This window comes from Methylomagnum sp., from assembly GCF_054333355.1.
Window position 1 is genome coordinate 1 of sequence record NZ_JBTEKS010000446.1, and the last position, 3,379, is coordinate 3,379.

The 3,379-nt window shown below is 67.4% G+C and carries 1 protein-coding gene; it reads right to left on the reverse strand.

The features are described 5' to 3' along the window. Positions 1-3,379: beta-ketoacyl synthase N-terminal-like domain-containing protein (locus ACXWUF_RS20840; RefSeq protein WP_458503381.1), on the reverse strand; the 3,379-nt coding region annotated here is incomplete at both ends.

Genomic DNA, 3,379 nt, shown 5'->3' on the forward strand with positions numbered 1-3,379 from the left:
GATGGGCGCGGCGCTCCGGCGACGGCGGGCCGGTCCAGGAAATCCACCAGCTTGGCAGCGTAGACCCGCACTCGGTCCTCGTCCATGGCGGACAGCACGATGATCTGTTCACCGCCTGCGGCCTCTGTTTCGAGCGGTTCCGGCGCGGAGCCTTCTTCAATCACCAAATGGGCATTCACGCCGCCGAAGCCGAAGGAACTCAAACCCGCCCGGCGCGGCAGGGGTTGGCCCCGTTCGTCCAGAACGCTTTCCCACGCCTCGGCGCGGGTCACGATGCGGAACGGGCTGCCGTCCAGCTTGATGTAGGGATTCAGTTCGCGCAGATGCAAATGGGCGGGGATGCGTTGATGACGCATGGCGAGAATGATTTTGAACAGTCCGGCCACACCCGCCGCCGCTTCCAAATGGCCGATGTTGGTCTTCACCGAGCCGAGGCCACAGTACGGCGCGGCGGGGGCGGTGTGCCCCCAGCGTTCATCCAGCCGCCGGAACGCTTTTTTCAGCCCGTTGATTTCAATCGGATCACCCAGAGCCGTGCCGGTGCCGTGGGTTTCGACGTAGCCGATGCTGCGCGGGTCGACCCCCGCCTTGCTGACGGCCTCGAAAATCACCTCGGCCTGGGCGTTGGGGCTGGGCGCGGTGAGGTTGGTGGTCTTGCCGCCATGGTTGACCGCCGCGCCCCGGATGACCGCATGGATGTGGTCCCCATCGGCGCGGGCGCGGCCCAGCGGCTTCAAAAGAATCGCGCCCACGCCCTCGCCGCGCACGTAGCCATTGGCGGCGGCGTCGTAGGTCTTGCAGCGGCCATCCTGGCTCAGCATCCCGGCCTTGTTGAAGGCGATGACCAAATCGGGCGTGACCATCACATTGACGCCGCCCGCGATGGCGTAGTCACAACCACCGCTGCGCAGCGACTCCACCGCCCGGCACATCGCCACCAGCGCGCTGGAACAGGCCGTGTCCACCGGCTCGCTGGGACCGTGCAGGTTGAGCAAATGGGACACGCGGTTGGCGAGGATCGAATGGGAGACGCCGGTGGAGGTGAGCGGCTCGATATTTTTCAGGGTCGCCCTCAGCACGCCGGAATAATCCGAAGTGGACACGCCCGCGAACAGGCCGGTGCGGGTGCCGGAAAAATCCGATGACTTGTAACCGGCGTCCTCGATGGCGTGCCAGACCGCTTCCAGGAACAGCCGCTGCTGCGGGTCCATCATCGCCGCTTCGTAGGCGGAGATGCCGAAGAACCGGGCGTCGAAGGCCCGCACGTCGGGCATGAAGCCGCCGTGCTTGATGTTGGTCTTGTCCCCGTCCCGGCGCGGGTCGCCGTACCAGGCTTGCCAGTCCCAGCGATCCTTGGGGATTTCGGTAATCAGGTCCGCGCCCGCCGCCAGCTTCTCCCAGAAGCCGTCCAAATCCTCACAGCCCGGCATGACGCCCGCCATGCCGATGATGGCGACCGCCCCGCCGTCGTCGTCTGGCGTGGCGGATTGCGGCGGGTTGGGCAGGAACCTCAAGCCTAAGGAGGGCGGCGAAACCGGCATTTCAGCGGGGGCTGCGTCCGGCGCGTTGCCATTCCCCTCGGGAAAATAATGCTGGCTCAACTCCGCCCGGAACTCGGTCGCCAGGAACGCCGCCAGGGATTCCAGGGTGGTGTATTCGAAGAACAGGGTGGGCGGCACCTCGATGGCTAGCTTTTCCTGCATGGTCCGCCCGTATTCGGACAGGGTGATGGAGTCGAAGCCGAAGGTGGAGAGGTCATCGTCCAAGCGAACTTCTTCCATGTCCAGCTTGAGGACCGCGCCCACGCCCTGTCGCAATTCCTCTTGAATTCGCCGCAATAATTCGTCGGCGGATGCGGGGTGAGTCGGCGCGGATTTGACCGTTTCGGACAGGGCGGGCCGATCCGCCGGGCGACGCTCGGTGTCCCCCACCGCCCGCACCATGAAGTCCCGGATGCCGACGCAAACCTCGCCCGCCGCATCCAGCAAGAACACGTCGAAGCGCCGCGTTCCGGGCATCCCCGCCGTGGCGGGAAGCGGGTGGACCAAGCTGAAACATTCGCGGGGCAGAGGACCGAACAGGTCCAGCACCCCGATGGCGAAGGGCAGATAACCCCGCGCCCCGCCAGCGTCGGCCCCATCGGACAACACGCCCGCCGCCAGCAATGCCCCGTCTAGAATCGCCGGGTGTAGCAGGTAGTCCGCCGCGTCGGGGCCGCTGGTGGCGGGCAGTGCCAGCGTGGCGAGGGCTTCGTCGGCATTGTGGCGCAGTTCGCGGATCGAGCGCAGGCTGGGTCCATAGCGGAACTCTGGGCGGTCGAGGCGGGCGTAGAATTCCGCGCCCGTGAGGACGGCGGGGCACCGCGCCCGCAACGCCGCCAAATCCACCGGATCGGGCCGGTTCGCCCGGTCTTCGAACAGTAGCTTGCCACGGGAGGTCTCCTCGTCGGCGCGGCGGATCGAGTATTCCACTCCGCCAGCGCGGGGTGTTAGCACGATGTCCACCGCCTTGCCCCCGGCGACCGACTCATCCCCGTCGATCAGCACCGGGCGCAGCCAGGTCACGTCGCGGAGTCCGGTCACGGCCTGCTCCATCGCCAGTTTTCCGGCGGCGCGGGCCAATTCCACCGCCGCCACGCCGGGCAGCACCCGCTTGCCGCCGATGACGTGATCCCGGAAGAAGAATTCCGCCCCGTCGAAGCGCGAACTGAAGCGCTGGACCCGCAGCGTCGAGGTGTTGGCGTGAACCAGCGGATGCAAACGGGCCGCGCCATGGGCCGTCAACGGCGTGGCGGCGGGCAGGTCGGGCAGCCAATAGCGCTTGCGGGCGAAGGCATAGGTGGGCAGGGGAATCCGCGCCGGGCGGGATTCCCCGTGCAGCAAGCGCCAGTCGATGGCGGCGCCGCTGACCCAAAGCTGGCCCAGTTGGTTCAGGCTGTTTTCTGCAATGAGGACGCGCAGCATCTCCCGTCCCGCATTGCCTTCGATCAGGAAGGGCGAGGCGTTCTTGCCGGGACGGACGCTGCCACGGGCCACGCCCTCGACCTCGCCGCCCTCGCCCAGGCGGATCAGTCGTTCGGCTAGGTCGGCCAAGTCGGAGGCGGCGAGGGCCAGCCGCTCCTCCATGGCTTCGCGCCCGACCTGTAGGGTATAGGCCACGTCCCGCAGGCGCGGGGCATCGGGGGACGCCGCCCGCGCCCGGAGGAAATGTCCCAGCCGGAGCGCGTTCGCTTCGAGTTCCTGAGCCGTGCGGGCCGACAACACGATCAATTGGGGGCCGGAGTCCGGTTCACTTGAGCGGGGCGAGGCGGGATATTCCTCGATGATGGCATGGACGTTGACGCCCCCGGCCCCGAAGCTGCTCAGCCCGGCCCGCAGCG